The organism is Acidimicrobiales bacterium, from assembly GCA_041394245.1.
Taxonomy (GTDB): Bacteria; Actinomycetota; Acidimicrobiia; order Acidimicrobiales; family Aldehydirespiratoraceae; genus JAJRXC01.
The window spans coordinates 357,685-374,362 of the sequence record JAWKIR010000003.1; the positions used below are offsets into that span (position 1 = coordinate 357,685).

Here is a 16,678-nt window from a genome sequence, read left to right on the forward strand (position 1 = left end):
CTACGGAAGCTGGATCAGGTCGCCCGCGTCGTCCGCGTCGCCTGTCTGGGTGGACTCGATGATCCCGGGACGACCGGCGGACGCCATGTACAACTCGATGAAGGTCTCGGCCACGGTTTCCACCGACGCTGCCCGGCGATGGCGCTCGGCGCGGTCGGCACGCATCGCCGGGGGCTGATCGAGTTGCGGGGCGCCCAGCGCCGACCGCAGAACGCCTTCGGCATCGGCGCGCACTGCGCCGTCGTCGCCGACGACGATCTCGGATCCGCCCACGGGGGTGGTGAAGACCGGGAGACCGCACGCCAAGGCTTCGAGAATGACGAGGCTGAAACCCTCACCCAGCGAGGGGACCACGAGCGCGTCGGCGGCGCCCATGAGCCGGTGGACGTCGTCGCGCCAGCCCAGGATCTCGACACCGTCGGTGGCGAGCTCTTCGATCTCTTGGCGCAGGGCACCGTCACCGATGAGCGCGAGTCGGTGGCCGGCGACGTCGAGGTGGCGCCAGGCCCGCAGGAGTGCGGTCTGGTTCTTGCGATGGCTGAACTCACCGACGCACAGCAGCACCCGTTCACTGCCAGGCCACCCGGCCTCGAGTCGGGCCCGGTTGCGCTCTGCCGGCGACAGTGGCACGAAGTCGGTCAGGTCGACGAGGGGACGCACGCGTTCTGTTGCCCGGCCACGAGGCGCGTCGGCGGCCTCCTGATCGCTCAGGACCATCAACATGTCGGCGCGGGAATCGAGCAGCCGTTCGACGGATCGGGCGACGGAGCCCGCGGCGCGATGCTTCGTCGAGAGGTGGCCCCAACCGTGGGGCTGATAGAGCACCGGGACGTCGAGGGAGATGGCCCGGGAGGCGAAGCCTGCGAACGTCGCGTGCGCATGCACGACATCGATCCGCTCGTCGGCCACGGTGGAACGGATCTTGCGGCCCACCGACAGCACGTCCTGCGGACGACGGCGCCACGGCACGGTGATCACCTTGTCGGCCCACGGTGAGAAGTCCCAGGTCTGCCGGTCGCTCGTGAGCACCACCGATTCCACCCCTCGTGCCGCGAGCTCCTGGCCGAGCTGATGCACATAGGCGGGAACGCCGGAGATCCCCGGCTCCAACACGTGCAACACGCGCAACGGTCGCGACTCGACGCCGACGCCGGCGGCCGGGGCGGGGGCCGGGGCGGCCGGCGCCGACCGGGGCCCGACGCCGAGGAACAGGCCGACGGTGCGGAGCGCGATACCGAGGTCGCGGCGGAAGGTCAGGTCACCGACATAGAGCGCGTCGAGATGCACGCTCATGTGCACGAAGCCGGCCCGCAGCTCCGACACCTGCCACTCGCCGGTCATACCCGGCCGGACGAGATGCCGCGGATGGTCGACCAGGTCGAACTTCTCGGCGACCGCCGGTAGCTCCGGTCGTGGGCCGATGAGGCTCATCTCGCCGCGCACCACGTTGACGAGCTGGGGAAGCTCGTCGAGCGACAGACGCCGGATCAGACGCCCGAACGGGGTGTGGCGGGGGTCGTCTTCGGGGGCGTGATACGGACGAGGACCGAGCACCGATTCGTCCCACGGCTCCTCGGGCTTCATCGACCTGAACTTGAGCATGGTGAAGGGCTCACCGCCGACCGTCAGCCGTCGTTGGCGGAAGATCACGGGCCGTCCCATGGTGATGGCCACACCGATCCCCACGATCAGCATCAGAGGAGTGAAGAGGATCAGCAGCACGACCCCGGCGACGAGATCGATGGGCCGCTTGAGGAAGCGTTCGTAGGCGCTGCGCCGGCGCGCCGAAGCATCGATCTGCAGCGACCGAGACTCGCTCGTCTCGTCGACATCGACGGGGTGGAGAGGTGTCATAATTCACACGAAGTGTGGGCCACTCCTCGTGGCCAACGCAAGAGCTTGGCCGAGAACTGGCCGAAAGACTCATGTCACGTGGAGTGAACCGGCGTGAACCGCAAGACGACGCCGCAACGGCCAGGCCCGGGCGCCGGCTCGGTCGGCTCGCAGCGAACCGCGCAGGCTGATGCCCGACTCGTCCATCGCCGCCATCGCCACCACCGCCCGTGAGATCCGTCGATCGGTGGGCGTCAGAGGACTGTCAGTGAGCCGGCGCGCCGCCGCGACCGACCACGCCAGGTAGTCGTTGCGGCGGGCCCGACCGATGGATCCGGTGCCGCCCGCACCCCCCGTGGCGGTGTCTGCGTGCCGACGCCAGCGAAGGGTCGGCACCGCGAGCAGGCGGAGCTCGCCGGCGTAGGCCGCGACGAGCGCGGTCCACCAGTCGTGCATCGTGGGCTCGTGGTCGAATGCGGTGACCGCCTCGGCCAATGCCCGAGTCCCGATCATGGTCGCGCCGATCGCCGCGTTGACGAGCAGCAGCTCGCCGAACTCGGGCGGCCGACGCACACCCCGATCGGCCAGCGCCGACGCCCGCACCACCCTGGCGTTGTCGTCGGCGATCCAGGCGTCGGTGTAGACCGCCGCGATCGGCGCGGTCGCCCGTCGCAGCTCATCGACCGACCAGGCGAGCTTGTGGCGTTCCCACACGTCGTCCTGGTCGCAGAACGCGAACATCTCGGTGTCGACCGCGGCGAGCAGCGCGAAGAACGACGCCGCCGGTCCGAGTCGACCACGGTCGTCGTCGATGATGTGGATCCGAGCGTCGGCGGCCGCATGACGTTGGAGGACCGCCCGCGTGCCATCGCTCGACCCGTCGTCGCGGCACACCATGGTCCAGTCGTCGAACGACTGGGCCCGCACCGAACGCAGCAACTCGTCGAGGTGGCGTTCACCGTCGAAAGTGGAGAGGAGTATGGTGAGCGCTGCGCGACCCGGGTCGGCCATGGCCGTCAGTCTGGCGCTTCTCGTCCGCTCTCACGTGAGATACCTGTCCTGCCGCTGCTCCACGACCTCCTGGACCGGTTCCGGTGGCCCCGCCGGCGCACCCGACTTCCCGGGCCGCGCCGTCTGCGCGAGATCGCGAACGATCCGCGGCGGGCGATCGCGGCCCGGCGATCGCGTCGTGCCCGTGGCGGGCCGCACGACGGCGAACGGCTCATCGGCCTCCTGATGATCCGCGATGAGGACGACATCCTCGACGACATGCTCACCTGCGCGACGCGCTGGTTCGACCGGATCCTGGTGCTCGACGGCACCGGCAACGGACCGGCCCGCACCCGGACCGACGAGATCCTCGCCCGGTTCCCCGAGATCGTCGTCCATCTCCGCGACGAGGACCTCGATCATCCGGCGCGCGACGGCGCCCGCCAGTACCTCCTCGCCGAGGCCCGACGCCGATTCGGGGTCGGTCACTGGATCGGTGTCCTCCATGCCGACGAGTTCCTCGACCAGGACCCCCGCCCGATGCTCGCTGCCCGCAACCCGGCCCGCGACGCGTCGATCCGGGTGCGGCTCGTCCACACGTTCCTGCACACCTCCGACCGCCCCGGCTGGGAGGAGACGGCCGATCGACCGGTGCGCGAGCGCGTCGGCCACCTGATGTGGCCCGGCGTTCCCGAAGCCCGCTTCTTCTTCGATGCCGGCGACCGCGACTACGAGCCGATGCACCATGGCAAGGTCATCCCCACGTCGTTTCGCAACGGGCCGCTCGTCGACGGCTACGTGATCACCCAGTACAACGAACGCGACCCCGCCCAACTCCTCGACCGGGCCCGGGGTCGGGCCGAGAGCGAGTGGCAACGCGCCCACTACGGCAGGCTCGACAGCGGCATCGACGCCGCGTTCACCGACACGCTCGACCTGCCCGACTCGCCGTTCGCACCCGAGTTCGCCGGCGACCCCGAGGGGCCCTTCGTCGTCCGCCATCGCGCCGATGTGCCGGTCGGGCCCCTCGAAGCCCGACCCGACACACCTGTCGACGCGCCGGCGGCCGAGGTGTTCGGTTCGGCCCCGGCCGCAGCACTCGCGTCGCTCGTCGCCGCGCCGCGACGACTCGACGCGATCCGCTGGAACCACCTCATGCGCACGCGGTGGCGGCCGACATCGGGCGGTGACCTCCCCGGCTACGACGCCCTGATCCGCCACACCGCCTGGGTGCTCGGCAGCAGGCGGACCACCGAAGCCCAGCGGCGACAGGTCGCCGGCGAGCTCGTACAGCTCATGCGTGCGATCCTCGACGCATGAACACACCTCTCGTGAGCGTGGTGGTCCTGAACTGGAACAGCGGCGACCTCGGCGCCGACGCCGTCTCGTCGGTCGCAGCCCAGACGTGGCCCGCCGTCGAGATCATCGTGGTCGACAACGCCAGCACCGACGACTCCCTCGATCGCATCGTCGAGCGCCACGACGACCTCACGATCGTCCGCAACGACACCAACCTGGCCTTCGCCCAGGGGATGAACTCCGGTATCGCCGTCGCCAACGGACGGTTCGTCCTCCCCCTCAACTGTGACGCGACCCTCGACCCCGACTATGTCGAAACCCTGCTCGGCGTGATGGAGCGCGAACCTCGGGCCGCCGCCGCCGGCGGTCGCGTCGAATCGACCCGGGCCGGCGAGTCGGGCCCGATCGAGATCACCGCGACGATGCGCACCCGTTCGCTCCCAACCGATCGGGCGATGATCTGCGACAAGCTCAACGGGGCGACGCCGCTGTTCCGACGAGACGCTCTCGATCAGGTGATCGAGATGTTCGGCGGCCCCTACGACCCCACCTACGACATGTACGGCGAGGACATCGACCTCGCCCTCACCCTCGGCCGGATGGGCTGGCGTTTCCACTACGAACCGACCGCCGTCGCACAGCACGTGCGGTCCTACGGCACCGCCCCGAAGGTGGCCGATCGACGCGGCCGGTTCCGCGTGTCGACGCTGACGAACCGCCACCGCAACATCATCCGCCACGCCCCCGGGGCGTGGTGGCTGCGCAGCGCCTACGCCCTGGCCCAGGACCTCGGCTTCGTGGTCATCCAGACCGCGAAGGGCGACCGGGCCGCAGCGCGTGACGTCGCGCAGGCCTGGCGACGGGTGCTCGCCCACCTCGGCGCCGACCGTCGAAAGCGGGCGATACTCGGCTCGCCCCGGCGGCCCGGTCGATAACCTGCCTCGCGGGCCGCTAGCTCATCGGGTTAGAGCAGGGGACTTTTAATCCCAAGGTGCCGGGTTCGAGTCCCGGGCGGCCCACGACGTTCACTTCGTTCACGAATCGCCGGCGCGGCGGGGGCGCCACAGCATGGCGAGCGGGGCGATCGGCGCGCGGGCGGCGTCGGCGAGGCCCCGCACGACACGGCGGCGACCGAGACGCGGCGCTCGGACGAACCCGAGGCGAACGAACACGGCGAAGCTGAGGATGCCGAACAGGACCATCGCGCCGGCGATGATCTCCCAGGCCCAGCCACCGGTGGCGCCCGGCAGTGTGGTGACGTTCATGCCGTACCACCCGGTGATGACCGTCAGCGGCAGCAGGATCGCCGAGTAGACCGCGAGCAGCGTGGTGGCGCGTGACTGGCGCTCGGCCGACGCTCCCCGGTAGGAGTCGAGCGCGTCGTTCAACAACCCCCGGGCTCCGGCCAGCGACTCGACGACCTGGTTGTGCACGTCGTAGGCATCGGTCAGCTGCCGGCGGGCCGACTCCGACATCACGGGCACGGTCGAGCGCCGCAGGTTGGTCAACACGAGGCGCTGCGGACGCAGGATCTTGCGCACCGTCGCCTCTTCCCGGCGCAGGAGCTGGATCTCGGCGAGAACCCCGGGATCGGCCTCGAGGGCCCGGTCGGCGAGGTCGTCGATGCGTCGTTCGAACTCGTCGATGACCTCGAGGTAGCGCCGCCCGATCACCTCTGCGAGCTGGGTGAACAGTTCGTCGCCGCCGCCCTCGCTGAGGTGGGAATGGCGTTGCCCCACGTTCCACAACCAGTCGACGCTGGGCACCGCGCCGCGTCGCACCGTGACCAACAGATCCGAGCGGACGAAACAGTCGACCTCGATCGTGTCGAGGCGGTCACCGTCGGTCGTGAGGGCGTGGAGCACGATGAAGAGGTGATCGTCGAAGTCGTCGAACTTCGGCAGGTGCTCGATGTCGAGGATGTCCTCGACGGCAGCCGGATCGAACGAGAACTGTTCGCCCAACGCCCCGATCTCGCCCGCGTCCTCACTGACCAGGTCGACCCAGACGAGTCGACCGGCCTCGGCCGGCGGCAACTCCTCGTCGTCGCCGAGTCGTCTGAGGGCGTCGTCCTCGCTTGTCCGGACAAGCACGCGGGAGGTCACCGTCCAAGTGTGTCGGGTGTGACGCCCGGAGCGGACGATGCCCCTGCGGGTGGGGCGCTCCAGCGCCGGATCGTCAGGCCTTCATGACGGCGAGGCGGCCGATCGCCCGGCGGCTGATGCGGCTGGCGGCGGCCGGGGCGGCGTCCATCAGCGTCATCAACTCGGCCCGATCGAGCTCTCGGACCCGGGTGGCCATCGTGGTCCGCACGGTCGCGGTGCGGGGCAACGCGTCGGGGGCGGCGGCGGGAGCTGCTGGGCGCGAGTACAGCAGGGCGACCTCGCCGAAGAACTCGCCGGGGCCGAGCGTCGCAACGACCGCTCCATCGACGACCACCTCGACCTCACCGTGAAGGATCACCGAGAAGCGTTCGGCACGGCTGCCCTCGGCCACGATCACGGCGCCGGGGACGTAGACGAAATCCGTACCGACGTGCGACAACCGGCGTCCGACCCGACGCGGGAGTGGTCCGCACACGGCTTCCCACCAGTGGTCGGTGGTCGCCGCGGCACTGGCTTCCGTGATGCTGACGGTGGTTGCGTTGGTCATCGTGGTTCCCCCTCGGTGCTTGCCGGTCCTTCCGGCGTGCCCATGTCGGACACACGTCACACACAACCGGAACCGCGACGCCGCAACTGTGACGCCGGTTCCAGAGCCGGCGTGGCATCCGTCACACCCGCGCGTCCACGGGAGCCACCCGGCCCTCTACCATCGAAGCCGTGCCGTTCCGCCAGATCTTCACCGTCCTGCTCGCACTGATCGCCATCGTGCTGGCCGCGCTGCTCGTCCTCAGCTGGGACGGGGGCGACGGCGACGGTGACGCGGGCGAGCCCGGCACGACCACCGGCCGGCCGGACGACGCCACCACGACCGCGGCACCGTCGACGACCACCATCGTGCCGGTCACCACCTCGATCCCCGTCGACTGCGGCACCGACCCCGCCACCGGCGAGTCGACGACCACCACCGTCGACGAAGCGACGACCACCACTGTCGACACGACCACGACCGTCGACGGAGACGCCGCACCCGAACCCGACGCGGCCACCGGACCGACCCTCGGGCGCAACTCGTCGCTCAGCACTGTCGGGCTCGACACGGTCACCTTCGGGCTCACGGTCAACCAGGCCGAGCGGGCCTCGGGCCACGATCTGATCGCCTGCGGCGCCGTGACCGACTGCTACCGCGTCACCCCCGATGGCGCGCCGACCGGCATCAGCTTCGTGGTCGACGACGGCACCATCGAGCGGGTCGACATCGTCGGCGACAGCCCGATCACCACGCTGTCGGGGGCCGGTATCGGCAGCACCGACGACGAGCTCGACGAGCTCTTCGGCGACCGACTCGAACGCGTCGACCTCGGCGGCGGACGCACCGACGTCGTGTTCGTGCCGTCCGACGACAACGACCAGGACTTCCGGGTCGTGTTCACCACCCTCGACGGCGAGGTCGAATCGTTGCGATCGGGCCGAGTCCCTCTCGTGCTCGAGACCGACGCCTGCTCGCTGTGATCCACACCAGCTAGCTGAACGGCACCGCCGGCAGCTCCCGCACGAAGCCGAGACACTCGACGGTCACCGAGCCGATGCCGGCCGGCACGAACTCGCCGGTGGCGAGGTCGAGGTCGGTGACGAAGTCGACCTCGGGAAACTCGAGGACGTCGTCGACGAGTTCGAACGGCAGCACGCCCTCGAGGCGAGGTTCGAACAGCACGGCGTCGTCGCCCTCACCGATCTGGAGGCCGATGTAGGGCTCGCCGAGAAACGCCCGGATCAGTCCCACCACCCGGAGACCGTTCACATCGAGACCCTTGACGGCCACCTCGACCTCACCAGCCCCGCCCGCGGCACACACGGCGTCGAGGTCGTAGCGGGCCGGCCCGATCTCGATGATCGCCGACGACACGGGGACCGTCGTCGTGGTCGTCGCGTCGGTGGTGGTCGTCGCCCGGGTCGTCGTGGGAGCACGCTGGCCGATCGGCCCGTCCTGCACCGAACAGGCGCCGAGAACGAACAGCCCCATCGCGAAGAGGGCGGCGCGACGACAAGGCATCCTCACAGGGTAACCACGGCCCAAAACGAGAGATGGACCGCCGAGGCGGTCCATCTCCCAGAGTCACAATCGGGAGTCCAGTCCGACAGGTGATCTGCGGCCGCTGAGCGGCGTCATCGGTACAACGCACCGGAAGGGTCCGAGTCGCGCGATTTCCCGGATTTCTCCGCGAATGGGTCGCTCGGCCCACTCGGTCCGTGCCGTTTGCGGAGCTCAGGCGTGGCGCACCCTGAGGTCGCCGCGGGTCAGACGCGTGTTGGCGACGTGCAGCGACGCACCCTCGAGTTCGATCTCGACCGACGCGGGGTGCAACGCGACGATACGCCCCACGATCCCGTCGATCTCGATGTCGTCGCCCACCCGTACCAGCCGCGACAGGTGGCGACCGGCGGCGAGTTCGCCACCCATCTCCCGGCCGCCGAGGCCGACGAGCAGGGCGAAGGCGCCGGCGAGGCCGAAGGTGACGGCACCGGCCAGGATGCTGAGGATCGTGGTGTCGACACCGAGCTGGCTCAACGCCAGCACGGCCGCCACCGCATAGACGAGGAACCGCCCGGCCACCGCGATCTGGGCACGGACCCGCGTGGTCGATCCGGCGAACGCGGTGTTGACCGCGCCCCCCAGGGCATAGGCGATCGCTCGGCCGGCGATGAGGATCAGTCCGGCCGCGAGGATCCGGGGCGACTTGCGCAGGATCTCGGCCGGAATCGGCTCGAGCGTCTCCGGGTTGACGAACCCGATCGCGACGATCGCCCCGAGCGCCGTGAAGAACAGGAACAGGAAGGTCGACGTCGCCCGGGCCGCGTCGTGCATCTCGGCGCGGTCCTCGCGCCCCTTCAAGATGATGACCCGCACGAGCGCGGCGCCGACCACGCCGGACAACAGTCCGACGATGACCGCACCGGCGGCGTAAATCCAGGGATCGATCATGCTGCTCCTCCATCGGTCTCGTCGGCCGGGTTCCGGCCAGGATGAGCTTCGTCACGTTCGGTGAACTCGGGGTCGAGCACGGTGCGGGTGAAGTCCCACCCGATCGTGAAGAGGTCGATGAACGCACCGAACACGGCCTCTTCGTGCAAGCGCACATCGACACCGCCATGGGTCCGTTCCCGCAGGTCGTCGGGAGGGCTGGTTGCCGCCTGCAGATCGGCCACCAGTTCCTCGTCGAGCGCGGAGAGTTCCTCGAGCAGTTCCTGGCACTCCAGGCATCGCTCGATGTGATGCGACACACGGCGGGGTTCGCCCGTGTCGAGCCAGCGCTGCAGCCGCCGGCGTTTCGGATGGCGGGCCATCATTGCCACTCCTTCATCTCGTCTTTCAGCGCCTTGCGGGCGCGAAACAGTCGGGTCTTCACGGTGGGAAGGGGAAGGTCGAGGGTCGCCGCGATCTCCTCGTAGGAGAGCCCGTCGACCTCTTTCAACACGATCAACGCGCGGGCGTCCTGATCCAGGTGCTGCAGGATCTCGAGCAGCTCGTCGAGCTGGGCTCGCCCCTCGACCGTGCGCGTGGTCGACACGCCGCTGGGCCCCTCGGGCAGGGTGTCGGGCCCATGCAGGTCCTCACGGCGGGTCCGCAACAGCGAGATCGCCGTGTTGCGCGCCACCTTGAGGAGCCAGTTGCGGGGGATCTCCTCCCCTGGCCCGACCGGCGAGTTGCGCCAGGCCTTGAGCATCGTTTCCTGCACCACATCATCGGCGAGGGCCGCGTCGTGGACGATCGAGCGCGCGACGCGATACACGGCGGCTGCGTGCCGATCGACGACGGCACGCAGGTCGTCGGGGTTGGGGGCCTCGTGACCCTCGGTGTCGGATGGGAGAGTCATGCGCTCCCCTGCCCATCGGCACGCGGGGAAACCGGGTTAGCTTCCCGGGGTGGCGAAGAAGCAGCAAACGAAGAAGCGCCGGGTCGCCGCGGCCCACCAGATGGAACGACAACAGCGCGCCGCGGCGAAGGCGGAGCGTCGCAAACGCCTGATCGTCGGCGGTGTCGTCGGCTTCCTCGCGCTCGCCCTGATCGCTCCACTGACGGCGGGCCTGCTGGCCAACAACGATCCGGAGCCGGCGCCGGTCACCACCTCGACCGCACCGATCGAGCTCCCGTGGGCTGCCGGCGACCAGGCCGGAGCGACCCTCACCGGGCCGACACCGTGCCCCGCCATCGACGGCAGCGAGATCCGCACGACCGAGTTCGCCGAAGCGCCGCCGCTGTGCATCGAGCCGGGCGCCGTCTACGACCTGACGGTCGACACCGAGGTCGGCTCGTTCACCCTGCCGCTCGACAGCACGGTCAGCGAGGAGGTCGCCAACCTCGCCGCCGTGCTCGGGTGGTACCGCACGTATGAGCAGTCCCCGGTCATCTCGCTGGCGGGTGGGCTCCTGTGGATCGGCAGCCCGGGCAACGCCGGCTTCACGATCGACCCGCCTCCGTCCGCGACTCCCGTCGCCGAGCGCTATCCGGCGGGCACCGTCGCCGCCATTCCCTCCACCACCACCGGCGTGAACGGTGCGCTGATCGTGGTCCTCGACGAAACCGGCAGCCTCCTGCTGCAGGCCGACCCCCGCTACGTGCCCGTCGGCATGATCGACGACCTCACCGCCCACCAGGCCGTCTACGACACCACCGAGTCCGACACCACCCTGGTGGTCGATTCGGTCCGGGTCGAAAAGGTGGGCTGACCCGGCTCCCCCAACCGGAACCGATTGGCTAACGTCGGTCGCCGTGACCACCGACAAACGCGCACGTCAGAAGGCCAACCGGGCAAGCCGGGTCGCCGCGGCCGAGGCCGCCGCGGCCAGGGCTCGCACCCGCAGCCGGATCATGACCTACGGCACCATCGTCGCTCTCGTCGTCCTGGCCGTCGTCGGCATCGCGATCCTCACCTCCGACGACGACGGCGACACCGCAACCGACACCTCGACCACGCTTCCCGAGACGACGCCGACAGCGGCGCCGTTCGACCCGGCCACGGTCGACTGGGTGTATCCGGAGTTCGACACCGAGATCAGCGCCGACTGCCCGCCGGCCGACGGCAGCGCCGAGCGCACCATCGACTTCGACGCGCTGCCCCCGACCTGCATCGACGTGACCAAGACCTACACCGCGGTGTTCGACACGAGCGAGGGCGAGATCACCGTCGCCCTCGATGTGGCGACGACCCCGAGCACGGTCAACAACTTCGTCTACCTGGCCCGCTACGGCTACTACGACGGCACGACGGTCTTCCGCACCGACCCGTCGATCGACATCATCCAGGGTGGTTCCCCCCACACCGAGTCGGCCACGGATCCCGGTCCGGGCTACACGATCCCCGACGAGCCGACCCTCGACATCAGCACCGGCGCCCTGCGCGGGCCCTACACCTACGAGGCCGGCCAGCTCGTCATGGCCCGCTCGGCAGGTCCCGACAGTTCGAGCGCCCAGTTCTTCTTCGTGACCGGCGAGAACGCGTCGGCCCTCGACGGTACAGGCACCTATCTCGTCTTCGGCACCACCGACGATGCCGGGATCGAGGTGTTGCAGACGATCATCGGCCTCCACGAGGACGACCCGTCGAGCGGGCTCGGCGGCGCACCCTCTCGTGAGGTCACGATCAACTCGGTGACGATTCAGGAGGCGTAGCCGGCCGACGGGCCACCGCCTCCACGAAGGGCCGAAACGGTGCACTCAGTGTCGGCACCTCGAAGCGGGTCAGATCGGTGACCACCATGCCGCGGCGGCGTATCTCGGCCGGCAGGTCACGGTCGAGGTGGAGACCTCCGGCGGCACGACCGACGGCGCCGCCGACGGCCAGCAACCGTCCGACCCGACCGGACCGACGCACCGGTTCGACGAAATAGAGGCAGCCGCCGTCGGCGAGCAGACCGAAGGCGGTGTCGAAGAACCGGTCGAGGTTCTCGACCAGCGGCAGCCGGATGAGCGACACGATCGAGTCGAACGGGCCCGATCCCGAGGCCGCCAACGCGTCGAACCCGACGTCGAGGCGCGTGACGCCCTCCGGGTCGGCCCGCCCCGTCCCGGCCCGGACGTCGCCGACCCGGTCGAGCATCGTCACCGAATCCACGCCGCCGCCGAGCCGGTAGGCGCCGAGGTGGTCGGCCCAGCCGCCGAGGTCGAGCACCCGGCCCGTGGCGCGTGCCGCGATGGACCGGCGGCGCTCGGCCAGCGCCGGTGCGAGCTCGATCGGGAGCGGGTTCATCCAGGCCACGAGGGGCGGGGTCGCCATGCCCGCAACCTACCGGCCCCGGTCGCCGACCTACGCTGCGACGGTGCCGGTCGAACCACCCGCGTCCCCGTGGCAGTTCCCGTCGGCCGCTGAGCTCGACGCCCTGCCCCACGACGAGCTGGGCCTGGTCGGTGTCGGCGCCGACAACGAACCGGGCACGATCCTCTCCGCCTACCGTCACGGGCTGTTCCCCATGCCGGTCGAAGCCGGTGGCCCGATGGGCTGGTGGTCGCCCGACCCCCGCGGCGTGCTGCCCCTCGACGCCCTGCGGGTGAGCCGGTCGCTGCGGCGATCGTGCCGCGACTTCGAGATCCGGATCGACACCGCGTTCGCCGAGGTGATCGACGCGTGCGCCGACCCGTCGCGCCCCAACGGCTGGATCGATCCACGGATCCGGGCCGCGTATCTCCGACTCCACGAGCTCGGGTGGGTGCACAGCGTGGAGACGTGGCAGGACGGCGCCCTGGTCGGGGGGCTCTACGGGGTGGCGATCGGTGGGCTCTTCGCCGGCGAATCGATGTTCCATCGGGTCACCGATGCGTCGAAGGTCGCCCTCGTCGCCCTGGTCGAAACCCTTCGCGACGGCACCGAACGCCTGATCGACGTTCAGTGGCGAACCGGGCACCTGGCCTCGCTCGGGGTGCAGGAACGGGCCCGGCGCGAGTACCTCGAGATGTTGCCGCGGCTGTTGGCCGCGCCCCCTTCCCCCGTGTTCTCACCGTGAACACGTACGATCCCAGAGGCTTGATTCGAGGGGTCGAGCGACCGATGGAGTCCGGATGAATGAGCAGCGAGTCGACATCGCCACAGGCGTGGGAATCATCGGGCTTGGTGCCGGCCTTCTCGCGGCCATGACCGGTCGGAGGAACTTCGCGTTGGCGAGCGCCGGTGCGGTCGTCGCGGCGGCACTGCTGGCTCGCCGCAACGCCGACGAGGCCGCCGATCTGGAACGACGTGTCTCGTCGATGAACGAGCAGATCCGCCAACTCGAGAACGCCGTCGCCGCCCAGGTCCAGAGCCGCATGGCCGCAGAAGAGGCCGTCAAGAGCCTCAGCGGCCAGCTGTCCGAGGCCGAACGCCGCGCCGGCGACACCTCCCGGGTGCCGCTCGTGTTCGCCGCCGACGGTGGCGAGGGGCTCACCGATCCCGACACCGGCCTCTTCAACCACGAGTACTTCCTCGTCGCTCTCGACAGTCGCATCGCGGCCGCTCGGCGTCACCTTCGTCCCGTCGCCATCGCGCTGCTCGAGATCGTCGAGGGTCGCGAGGGTGACGAACGTCCGCCGGCCGATGCCCGCATGGTCGCCGATGCGCTGCGGGAGACCCTGCGCGAGTCCGACACCGCGACCCGACTCAAGGACGGACGCTTCGGCGTGGTTCTCGAGGACACCCCGGAGAACGGTGCGATCTGGACCATGGAACGGCTCCGTCGGCGCCTCGTCGAGGACAACCCCGACCTGACGCTCTGGGCCGGCGTGGCCTGCTACCCGGCCCACGCGTTCGATGTCGGTGCGCTCATCGAACGCGCCGACGCCGCACTGACCTCGGCCAAGGAATGGCACCAGGACCGCATCGAGGTCGCGACCGCCGAGTAACACTCGGCCATGTCCTTCCCCGGCCGGTCCAATAGCCTGGGACGCTGGAGGGATGGCAGAGCGGACGAATGCACTGGTCTTGAAAACCAGCGGGCTTCACGGCCCCGGGGGTTCGAATCCCCCTCCCTCCGCCAAAAGTGTCTTGTTCGAACCCCGGCGCCTGCAGTAGGCGGCGGGGTTTTTGCTGTCCACTGGCAGTGCACCATCCGGTCGTTCCCGGGGGTGCCAGGTGATCGTCGCCAGAACGCTGTCTCCTGCTGCTACAGATCCCTTCTGCCGCTCGTAGCGCACGGTCGGCTCAGCCTCATCTGCCAGCAAGACATCCAGGTCGAGGTCTTCCTCCCGGCTGATCCGTCCCGCAAGGTCACTGTCGGTCAGCTCGTGGAACGGCGCCGCCAGATCAACTGCGCTGACCATGTCATCAACCACAAAGATCTTCTCGAAGAGGGCCTGGTTCAGCTTGCGCCGGCCTTCCGGAGCGGAGCGTCGGTAGACCTCAGCACACGAGGCCAGTAGTGCCAGAGCCCTATCCAAGTTGGCCTCGATCAGTCTGAACTGTCCATCGCAGACTTCCAGGACTCGTTCGGCCTGATGGCTCTCACGAGCTATGCGGTCCTGTTCTTCCCGCAGAAGATCGAGCGGCACAGCATCGGCGTAGTGCGCAGCCAGGAGCTTGCGACGTTCAGCATCGAGTCGTTCGATGCGGATGGTCTGGCGCACAACTTCCTTCTCAGCCAAGTTCCGAGTGACGGCGACGTGTGAACGCATCTGGGAGGCGATCTGCTCCAGATCCTTCTCGCTCATCTCAATATGCCGGTAGTAGCCGGCGACTGCTTCTTCGATGGTTTCGATCGGGATGTAGCTCTGCGGACAGTCGGTGCGCTTCTTGTTGCCAGCAATGCAGAAGAAGTACTTGTAGATCCCACCATGACGGCCACGGGAAGCACTCAGTCCCAGCCGGCCACCGCAGTGCCCGCAGTACAAACTGCCGATCAGGTAGTGCTTGTGCTTCGACGGGCGATCACTGGCTACTCGGTGAGCTTCCATCACGGTCTGGGTCTGTTGCCAGGTAGCCAGGTCAACCAAGGGCTCGTGCTTACCGACGTAGTCCACTCCGGCGTAGCGCACGATCCCGACGTAGTAGGGATTGCGCAACATGCGGTGCACTTGGGAACGAGACAGCGGAGTCGCTGCGTAGCGAACGGTTGGTCGACGACGCAGGCCTCGAGCTTCCAGTTCTTCGGCGATCTCGGACAACGACCAGTCACCACCAGCGAACGTTTCAAACGCCCAGCGGATATGTGGTGAACGCTCGTCATCGAGATCAACCGTCTTTATCTCTCGTCCGTCGATCTTGGCCCGAGCGTTCAGGTAACCGATCGGTGCCTGGGTCGGGGTGCCCCCGCTCTTGGCCTTCTGGTGCAGACCTTTCTTGACCTCGTGCGCCAAGTTGCGGGAGTAGAACTCAGCAATGCCGGACATGATCGAATGCAGCAGTGCACCTGACGGCGTATCGTCGATGTTCTCGACGCAGGAGACCAGTTGAGCTCCGGCGTTGCGCAAACGAAAGCCAATCTCGACATCGTCTCGACGGTTACGAGCCAGACGATCGACCTTGTGGACGATGACGTAGTGGACATCTTCCTTGGTCTCGATGCGGGTCAGCATGTCCTGAAGCGAGGCACGATCGGCACTACGGGCGGACTCGCCTCGGTCGGCGTACTCGTCGACCACGTCAGCTCCAAGGGCTTCAGCCTTGCGGAGGCAGGCTTCCCGCTGAGCGGGGATCGAGTAACCCTCATCACCGCCGTTGCGGGCTTGCCGTTCGGTCGAGACCCGTAGGTAAATGACAGCTCGCAGTGACCGTGTGGGCATGGACATCAGTCTCCTCCTGGGCCTACGGCGACCATAGTGGTCGCTCTCCGGTCCTCGTCCAGCGATTGTCGTGCACTTCGGCGGTAGTAGCTCCGGGGTTGGCTGCGACAGCGCTGAGCGCTGGTCAGCAGTCCGAGCTGACGGAGACGCAGTTGCATGGCCGGTGTCGAGACGCCGAAGAGCCGAGCCAAGATGTCCGGGTTCTGGTTGTCGCCTCCACTGACCCAGGCTTGACGAACCAAGAGCTTGGGCATCAGCAGGCAGGCGGCGAAGTAGTCGCAGAGCTGTTCGGCCCGGGCCTCAGCCGTTGTTCGGCTGGAGCCGGCGAACATCTCATCAACGAAGGGATGCAAAATGATGTGCTGGAACTCATGGGCCAGCGTGAAGCGCTGACGAGTGAAGGGTTCACCTGCGTTGATGGTGATCTGCCAGAGCGATCCAGTCCAGTGACTGGCACCGGACGACGGTAGATGCGGATCAGCGACGACGTTGACCTTCGGCAGGTCTTCGATCACTGATCGTGGCAGTAGTGGGTCGTCCGGCAGTCCGCTGAGTCGGCGCAGGAGACCAGCTTGTCGTTCGACGATAAAGCGGGCTTCATCATCATGTAGGGGACGGCGGGGAATGAGTTCCCTCAGTTGTTGCAGTATTGACATTTCCTTTTCTCCTCCTTTCGTTGTTTGTAGTAGTGCGAATCTAGATAGATCGA

Annotated in this window: 18 protein-coding genes and 2 tRNA genes; 9 read left to right on the top strand and 11 right to left on the bottom strand. The window is 68.4% G+C overall.

All coding sequences use genetic code 11. The features are described 5' to 3' along the window. Both R2707_16325 and R2707_16330 read right to left on the bottom strand, forming a co-directional pair. Nucleotides 1–1,854 (bottom strand): sugar transferase, encoded by a 1,854-nt coding sequence (locus tag R2707_16325; GenBank protein ID MEZ5246667.1) that lies wholly within the window; start codon nucleotides 1,852–1,854, stop codon nucleotides 1–3. Nucleotides 1,855–1,923: 69 nt separating this feature from the next. Continuing rightward, complete coding sequence (locus R2707_16330) at nucleotides 1,924–2,844, bottom strand: glycosyltransferase (GenBank protein MEZ5246668.1); 921 nt, start codon at nucleotides 2,842–2,844, stop codon at nucleotides 1,924–1,926. Nucleotides 2,845–3,069: 225 nt separating this feature from the next. Between R2707_16330 and R2707_16335 the strand changes: the two genes are divergently transcribed. From R2707_16335 to R2707_16345, 3 genes are all read left to right on the top strand, one after another. Beyond that, nucleotides 3,070–4,143 (top strand): glycosyltransferase family 2 protein, encoded by a 1,074-nt coding sequence (locus R2707_16335; protein ID MEZ5246669.1) that lies wholly within the window; start codon nucleotides 3,070–3,072, stop codon nucleotides 4,141–4,143. Next, nucleotides 4,140–5,057, top strand: coding sequence for a glycosyltransferase family 2 protein (locus R2707_16340; GenBank protein ID MEZ5246670.1), 918 nt, complete (start codon nucleotides 4,140–4,142; stop codon nucleotides 5,055–5,057). Before R2707_16335 ends, R2707_16340 begins: the two co-directional genes overlap by 4 nt. Nucleotides 5,058–5,067: 10 nt before the next feature. Beyond that, nucleotides 5,068–5,141 (top strand) — tRNA-Lys (locus tag R2707_16345). 15 nt (nucleotides 5,142–5,156) lie between these two features. On the opposite strand, the gene R2707_16350 is transcribed toward R2707_16345, so the two are convergent. Continuing rightward, nucleotides 5,157–6,227 (bottom strand): magnesium transporter CorA family protein, encoded by a 1,071-nt coding sequence (locus R2707_16350; protein ID MEZ5246671.1) that lies wholly within the window; start codon nucleotides 6,225–6,227, stop codon nucleotides 5,157–5,159. 73 nt (nucleotides 6,228–6,300) lie between these two features. Next, nucleotides 6,301–6,774: a cyclic nucleotide-binding domain-containing protein gene (locus R2707_16355; protein MEZ5246672.1), complete on the bottom strand. Its 474-nt coding sequence runs from the start codon at nucleotides 6,772–6,774 to the stop codon at nucleotides 6,301–6,303. A 170-nt stretch (nucleotides 6,775–6,944) separates the two neighbouring features. Between R2707_16355 and R2707_16360 the strand changes: the two genes are divergently transcribed. Beyond that, nucleotides 6,945–7,736: a hypothetical protein gene (locus tag R2707_16360; GenBank protein ID MEZ5246673.1), complete on the top strand. Its 792-nt coding sequence runs from the start codon at nucleotides 6,945–6,947 to the stop codon at nucleotides 7,734–7,736. Between the two features lie 10 nt (nucleotides 7,737–7,746). Here the strand turns inward: R2707_16360 and R2707_16365 are convergent, their stop codons facing one another. The 4 genes from R2707_16365 to R2707_16380 form a co-directional block, all read right to left on the bottom strand. Continuing rightward, nucleotides 7,747–8,277, bottom strand: a complete 531-nt coding sequence (locus R2707_16365; GenBank protein MEZ5246674.1) for a hypothetical protein — start codon at nucleotides 8,275–8,277, stop codon at nucleotides 7,747–7,749. A gap of 213 nt (nucleotides 8,278–8,490) precedes the next feature. Further along, complete coding sequence (locus R2707_16370) at nucleotides 8,491–9,207, bottom strand: hypothetical protein (protein ID MEZ5246675.1); 717 nt, start codon at nucleotides 9,205–9,207, stop codon at nucleotides 8,491–8,493. Next, nucleotides 9,204–9,569, bottom strand: coding sequence for a hypothetical protein (locus tag R2707_16375; protein MEZ5246676.1), 366 nt, complete (start codon nucleotides 9,567–9,569; stop codon nucleotides 9,204–9,206). Before R2707_16375 ends, R2707_16370 begins: the two co-directional genes overlap by 4 nt. Continuing rightward, nucleotides 9,569–10,099, bottom strand: a complete 531-nt coding sequence (locus tag R2707_16380; protein MEZ5246677.1) for an RNA polymerase sigma factor — start codon at nucleotides 10,097–10,099, stop codon at nucleotides 9,569–9,571. The genes R2707_16375 and R2707_16380 overlap by 1 nt, the downstream gene beginning before the upstream one ends. A gap of 49 nt (nucleotides 10,100–10,148) precedes the next feature. Here R2707_16380 and R2707_16385 point away from each other — a divergent pair, with 49 nt between their 5' ends. Together R2707_16385 and R2707_16390 are read left to right on the top strand one after the other, a co-directional pair. Next, on the top strand, nucleotides 10,149–10,952 hold the full coding sequence (locus tag R2707_16385) for a hypothetical protein (GenBank protein MEZ5246678.1): 804 nt from the start codon (nucleotides 10,149–10,151) through the stop codon (nucleotides 10,950–10,952). A gap of 43 nt (nucleotides 10,953–10,995) precedes the next feature. Further along, entirely contained in the window at nucleotides 10,996–11,895 is a 900-nt protein-coding gene (locus R2707_16390) for a peptidylprolyl isomerase (GenBank protein MEZ5246679.1), read from the top strand. On the opposite strand, the gene R2707_16395 is transcribed toward R2707_16390, so the two are convergent. After that, nucleotides 11,867–12,499 carry a hypothetical protein gene (locus R2707_16395; GenBank protein ID MEZ5246680.1) on the bottom strand — a complete coding sequence of 211 codons (633 nt, stop codon included), beginning with the start codon at nucleotides 12,497–12,499 and terminating at the stop codon, nucleotides 11,867–11,869. The two genes, R2707_16390 and R2707_16395, sit on opposite strands and share 29 nt — an antisense overlap. Before the next feature lie 43 nt (nucleotides 12,500–12,542). Here R2707_16395 and aat point away from each other — a divergent pair, with 43 nt between their 5' ends. The 3 genes from aat to R2707_16410 all read left to right on the top strand — a co-directional run bounded on the left by aat (nucleotide 12,543) and on the right by R2707_16410 (nucleotide 14,228). Further along, complete coding sequence (aat, locus tag R2707_16400) at nucleotides 12,543–13,223, top strand: leucyl/phenylalanyl-tRNA--protein transferase (protein MEZ5246681.1); 681 nt, start codon at nucleotides 12,543–12,545, stop codon at nucleotides 13,221–13,223. 55 nt (nucleotides 13,224–13,278) lie between these two features. Next, nucleotides 13,279–14,094 (top strand): GGDEF domain-containing protein, encoded by an 816-nt coding sequence (locus tag R2707_16405; GenBank protein ID MEZ5246682.1) that lies wholly within the window; start codon nucleotides 13,279–13,281, stop codon nucleotides 14,092–14,094. A gap of 46 nt (nucleotides 14,095–14,140) precedes the next feature. Next, nucleotides 14,141–14,228 (top strand) — tRNA-Ser (locus R2707_16410). Here the strand turns inward: R2707_16410 and R2707_16415 are convergent. Then, complete coding sequence (locus R2707_16415) at nucleotides 14,191–15,975, bottom strand: recombinase family protein (GenBank protein ID MEZ5246683.1); 1,785 nt, start codon at nucleotides 15,973–15,975, stop codon at nucleotides 14,191–14,193. The two genes, R2707_16410 and R2707_16415, sit on opposite strands and share 38 nt — an antisense overlap. After that, complete coding sequence (locus R2707_16420; GenBank protein MEZ5246684.1) at nucleotides 15,975–16,625, bottom strand: ImmA/IrrE family metallo-endopeptidase; 651 nt, start codon at nucleotides 16,623–16,625, stop codon at nucleotides 15,975–15,977. Before R2707_16420 ends, R2707_16415 begins: the two co-directional genes overlap by 1 nt. Nucleotides 16,626–16,678 lie beyond the last annotated feature (53 nt).